Here is a 4,985-nt window from a genome sequence, read left to right on the forward strand (position 1 = left end):
TTCTCCGTGAAATGGAGGCGACGCCACTATCAGGGCAGTGCAACCACGGCCGACCCACCTATGTTGAACTCAAACTGGCCGATATCGAACGGCTTTTCGGGCGCACATGATCCAGATTGGCGAGAATATCTACGACCTCAGCGATCCCATGGTGCTGGGCGTGATCCTTGGAGGGGCAATTTTGCTCCTCGTACTGGTCCTTTTGATCATGACGGTGCGCCGTGCAGGAAAATCGACCGAGGCCGTCCAGTTTGTCGCGTCACAGGTCGGGCGTTTGTCGCAGGATGTCCATTCGCTGGGGCAGGGTCAGCAACAGCTTGCAGGCAACATCAGCATCGTCAGCGAGGCGCAGGCCAATGCGCAGGTGCATGTCGTGCAGACGATGGAGGCGCGCTTGGCCGAAGTGCAGGCCCAGATGGCGGAACGTCTGGCCGAAAATGCGCGCAGATCCGCGCTATCTCTGGCTGAGATGCAGGAACGCATGAAGGATACGCTGACCGGATCGTCCGAAAAGACCACCAAAAGCCTGACAGAGTTGCAAGAACGGCTGGCCACCATCGACAAAGCGCAGACGAATATCGAAAAGCTGTCGGGCGATGTCCTATCCCTGCAGGATATCCTGTCGAACAAACAGACACGCGGTGCGTTCGGCGAGATCCAGTTGCAGGATATCGTCTCCAAGGCCCTGCCATCGGACAGCTACACATGGCAGGCGACCCTTTCCAACGGCAGCAGACCCGATTGCCTGATCCACCTGCCCAATCCGCCCGGTCCGATTGTTGTTGACGCGAAATTTCCGCTTGAGGCCTACGAGGCATTGATGGCGGCAGAAACAAAGCCGGAACGCGAACGCGCGCTGACAACATTCGGCCAAGCGATCAGAACGCATATCAAAAAGATCTCCGAGAGCTATCTGATCGAAGGCGAAACCGCCGACGGTGCCTTGATGTTTCTGCCGTCCGAGGCTGTCTATGCGGAACTTCACAGCCGCCTGCCCCATGTGGTGCGCGAAGGTTTCACCGCGCGCGTCTGGATCGTCTCGCCGACCACCTGCATGGCGACCCTGAACACGATGCGCGCGATCCTGAAAGACGCGCGGATGCGCGAACAGACAGGCGCGATCCGCAAGGAACTGGCGTTGCTTGGGGGCGATGTCGACCGTCTGGTGACGCGCGTGGGCAACCTTGACCGTCACTTCGGGCAAGCGGCAAAAGATATTGAGGATATCAAGATATCAGCCGAAAAGGCGGGCAAACGTGCGCATCGTCTGGATCATTTCGACTTTGAAGAAATCGCACCGGACCCCGAGACAAAGGTTGTTCCTATTTTGCCACCGAAGGTCTAGCCCATGTCGCAACGTGTTTTCATCACCGCTGGCGCGGGCGGCATCGGCAAAGTGATCGCCGAGACCTATGCCGCGCAAGGTGCGCAGGTGTTCGTGTGCGATCAGGACCCCACTGCTCTGGATGAGCTCGCGGAGGGAATCAGGGGGACGTGCGTCGATGTAACCGATGAAGCGGCATTGGACGCTTGGCTGCAGGACGGGATTGCCAGATTTGGCGGTTGCGATGTCCTGATCAATAATGCAGGCATTGCAGGACAAGCTGACCCTGTTGAGGCACTTGATCTTGCACAGTGGCGGACATGCCTTGCGGTGAACCTCGATGCGCAGATGATCACCTGCCGTGCCATCGCTCCTGTGATGAAACGCCAGAAATCTGGCGTGATTATCAATCTGTCCTCGACCTCCGGCCTCTTTGGTGCGCCGTTTCGTGCGCCTTATGCTGCGGCAAAATGGGCGGTGATCGGCTTTACCAAAACCATTGCAACTGAATTGGGACCATACGGCATCCGCTGCAATGCGATCTGTCCGGGTGCTGTCAGTGGTGATCGGATGGACAGGGTCCTTGCCGCCGAAGCGCAGGCGCGTGGCGTAACGCCACAAGATGTCTATCAGGAATATGCATCCGGCAGTTCCCTGCGTCGGTTTGCCGAACCTTCGGAAATCGCGCAGCTTTGTCTTTATCTTTCCTCTGACGCGGCAAAATTCATATCCGGTCAGGCAATCGCGGTCGACGGCAACACCGAGACATATCATTCGGTCTAGGGACCGGACCCGTTAAACGAGAAGGCGCCGCCAAAATGAATTGGGACGCCTTTCAATAAATCTCTCTACCGCGATTAGATCCCGATGAAACGCTGCGCGATGCGGGGCACCAAACCGTTGAACCGGAGCGGCGCGTCTGTTGCGGCAAGGCAGATACAATCCATACCTTCCTCAGCGACTGGCGTGTGGTGCAAATCTTCGTTGGCAACCTCAACGTCACCCGCGCCAAAACGGTCTTCTTCGTCCGTAAAGGCCCCCTGCAGCACAAGCGTCAGCTCTGTCCCGCGGTGTCCGTGATCCGGAACGGCCGTACCTGCCGGAATCCGCAACAAGCGGACGCTGGCATCTTTTGATGTTTTCAGCACGAGCTGGCTCACACCGCCACCGACTTTGCGCCACTTCAGACTGTCGATATCGCCTGTGACATAATCCTGAAGAGGGCCGGGGAACACGCTGTCTTTCGTGCGCACCGGTGCCGGTTTGTCCGCAAACTTGCCACCATCAATCAAGGCGAGTGTTGCGGCCAATGCATCCTCGGCCACATCAACAGGTGCTGTGTCCATCATGACTTCACCGCCGACGGCTTCATACCCCGCCAAGGCCGCGCGACAATCGTCACACATGCTGATGTGTGTCGCCACGACCAGATTGAAGGCCTCTGGCAGCGTTCCCGCAGCATACCCCATCAAAAGGGGCTCGGTCAGGTGATGTTTTATCTGTGTCATGTCGTTCATCATTTCATTGCGTGGCGCAACCGATCCAGCGCCAACCTAATCCGCGATTTGATTGTACCCAGTGGCAACCCCGTCTCTGCGGCGATTTGACTATGGGTCAGCTCGCCAAAGTAGGCGCGCTCAATCAGTTTCCTTTGTTCTTCGGGCAATGTCGCCAAGGCCTGTCCGAGTTGTTCCGTTTCTTGCTGCAGGCCGATGGCATCGGCCTGATCTGGTTCCGATTCGGGACCCCATGGCAAATCTTCGGGTTCAGGCCGGCGCTGTTTGCGCAGAATGTCGATCTTGCGGTTTCGGGCGATTGTAAAAATCCAAGTGGATACACTCGCCTTGGTCGGATCGAACATATGGGCCTTGTTCCAAAGGGTCGCCATGACCTCCTGTGTACATTCTTCTGCCAGATCCGGGCTGGCCCCCGATTTCATTAAAAACGATTTCACGCGGGGTGCGAAATAACCAAACAGCTCGGCGAACGCCGCGCGATCCTGGTTATCACGTACCGCATAGACCTGGACGACCCAGGCCATACGTTTCGTCGTTAGTTCGGTGTTCACCTTTGATGTCCTCGCGTCGCGCTTAAGCTGTGCCTTCGCACCATCATATGTGCTTGGCACGGGCAACGCATCCGCTTTTCTCAAGGTGGTTGTTTCCGTTAACATATTGCTATTACGCGCCTGATCACGGAGTGGATCACAACATTGCTGTTTTTTTGTGATGATCCATGTAAGTAGTGCGCACGTAACAACAATAAGAAACGATCAAGCGAAGCTGGAGCCTCCCACATATGCCATTCGAAGCCGGGACGATCGCGCCCAAGAAAATTGCGGTCATTGGTGCCGGTATTTCAGGAATGGGCGCTGCACATGCGCTCGCACAGGACCATCAAGTTGTGTTGTTCGAAGCAGAGGGGCGTCTTGGCGGCCATGCACGCACACGGATGGCGGGCAAGAACAGCGATCAGGCTGTGGATACAGGCTTTATCGTTTTCAACTATGCCAATTACCCGCATCTGACAAAGCTGTTCGGCGACCTCGATGTGCCGGTCACAAAAAGCAATATGAGCTTTGGCGCATCGTTCAGCGGAGGCCGCATGGAGTATGGCCTTGCGAGCATGAATGCGCTTTTCGCCCAGCGCAGCAACATTGCCAGCCCGCGGTTTCTGCGCATGGTCCGCGATATTCTGAAATTCAACGCGAAAGGCCTTGAGGCGAGTCAGGATGAGACGCTGACAATCGGCCAGTTGCTGAAAAAACTAAAGCTCAGCGATTACTTCCGCGATCATTATCTGCTGCCATTTTCGGGCGCGATCTGGTCGACCCCGAAAGAGAAAATTCTCGATTTTCCTGCCTATGCGATGATGAAGTTTTTCGACAACCATGCACTCCTCAGCGCAACGGGCCAGCACCAGTGGTATACGGTTGACGGCGGGTCACGCGAATATGTCACGCGGCTTGGGGCGGATATGATGAAACGCGGTGTTGAGACACGTCTAGGGGCGCCGATTGATGCGGTGCGCCGCACGCAGGCGGGCGCCGAAGTCAAAACACACGGCGCGGACTGGGAAGCCTTTGATGAGGTGGTCTTTGCCACCCATTCTGACGATACGCTGGCGATGCTGTCGGACGCCACCGCCGTGGAAAAATCTGTGCTCAGCGCGGTGCGGTATCAACCCAACAAAGTCATTCTGCACTCTGATACCTCGATCATGCCCAAGCGCCGTCAGGTCTGGTCGTCGTGGATATATTCCGAGGATGCGCAGCGCACCGACACCGAGATCAACTTGACCTATTGGATGAGTTCGCTGCAGCCTTGGCTGAAAGCCGAGGATATGATGGTCACTCTGAACAGCAACCGTCCGATCAAGGAAGAGCTGATCTGGGACGAAGTCACATTGCGCCACCCCGTCTATGATCTTGAGGCGATTGCCGCCCAGGAAGCGGCGGCTGCGATGAACGGCGCTAACCGGACGTGGTTTTGCGGTGCATGGATGAAGAACGGTTTCCATGAGGATGGCCTGTCCAGCGCCTTGGATGTTGTCGAAGCCCTCAACGCGCGCGCGCGGATGAACGTCGCAGCCGAGTGACAGCCACCGTTCAACATATCGCAGCAGAGACCTATCACGGACGGCGGGGGGCGGTAAAAAACGC

The 4,985-nt window shown here is 56.7% G+C and carries 5 protein-coding genes; 3 read left to right on the plus strand and 2 right to left on the minus strand.

Going from position 1 to position 4,985, the window contains the following annotated elements:
- Positions 1–106: 106 nt before the first annotated feature.
- Positions 107–1,345, plus strand: a complete 1,239-nt coding sequence (locus VGP75_RS01870; protein WP_327542033.1) for a DNA recombination protein RmuC — start codon at positions 107–109, stop codon at positions 1,343–1,345.
- Positions 1,346–1,348: 3 nt separating this feature from the next.
- Positions 1,349–2,107, plus strand: coding sequence for an SDR family oxidoreductase (locus VGP75_RS01875; protein ID WP_327542034.1), 759 nt, complete (start codon positions 1,349–1,351; stop codon positions 2,105–2,107).
- Positions 2,108–2,181: 74 nt separating this feature from the next.
- Here the strand turns inward: VGP75_RS01875 and VGP75_RS01880 are convergent, their stop codons facing one another.
- Both VGP75_RS01880 and VGP75_RS01885 read right to left on the minus strand, forming a co-directional pair.
- On the minus strand, positions 2,182–2,832 hold the full coding sequence (locus VGP75_RS01880) for a ChrR family anti-sigma-E factor (protein ID WP_327542035.1): 651 nt from the start codon (positions 2,830–2,832) through the stop codon (positions 2,182–2,184).
- 8 nt (positions 2,833–2,840) lie between these two features.
- On the minus strand, positions 2,841–3,365 hold the full coding sequence (locus VGP75_RS01885) for a sigma-70 family RNA polymerase sigma factor (protein WP_414727755.1): 525 nt from the start codon (positions 3,363–3,365) through the stop codon (positions 2,841–2,843).
- A 257-nt stretch (positions 3,366–3,622) separates the two neighbouring features.
- Between VGP75_RS01885 and VGP75_RS01890 the strand changes: the two genes are divergently transcribed.
- Positions 3,623–4,921 (plus strand): NAD(P)/FAD-dependent oxidoreductase, encoded by a 1,299-nt coding sequence (locus VGP75_RS01890; RefSeq protein ID WP_327542037.1) that lies wholly within the window; start codon positions 3,623–3,625, stop codon positions 4,919–4,921.
- The last annotated feature ends 64 nt before the right edge of the window (positions 4,922–4,985 follow it).

It is taken from the genome of Yoonia sp., assembly GCF_036007805.1.
In the GTDB taxonomy this organism is placed as follows: domain Bacteria; phylum Pseudomonadota; class Alphaproteobacteria; order Rhodobacterales; family Rhodobacteraceae; genus Yoonia.

What these genes read in the sequence shown, in the direction of transcription:
- VGP75_RS01870 (WP_327542033.1), top strand. Translation starts at nt 107, where the DNA reads ATGATCCAGATTGGCGAGAATATCTACGACCTCAGCGATCCCATGGTG.
- VGP75_RS01875 (WP_327542034.1), top strand. Translation starts at nt 1,349, where the DNA reads ATGTCGCAACGTGTTTTCATCACCGCTGGCGCGGGCGGCATCGGCAAA.
- VGP75_RS01880 (WP_327542035.1), bottom strand. Translation starts at nt 2,832, where the DNA reads ATGACACAGATAAAACATCACCTGACCGAGCCCCTTTTGATGGGGTAT.
- VGP75_RS01885 (WP_414727755.1), bottom strand. Translation starts at nt 3,365, where the DNA reads ATGGCCTGGGTCGTCCAGGTCTATGCGGTACGTGATAACCAGGATCGC.
- VGP75_RS01890 (WP_327542037.1), top strand. Translation starts at nt 3,623, where the DNA reads ATGCCATTCGAAGCCGGGACGATCGCGCCCAAGAAAATTGCGGTCATT.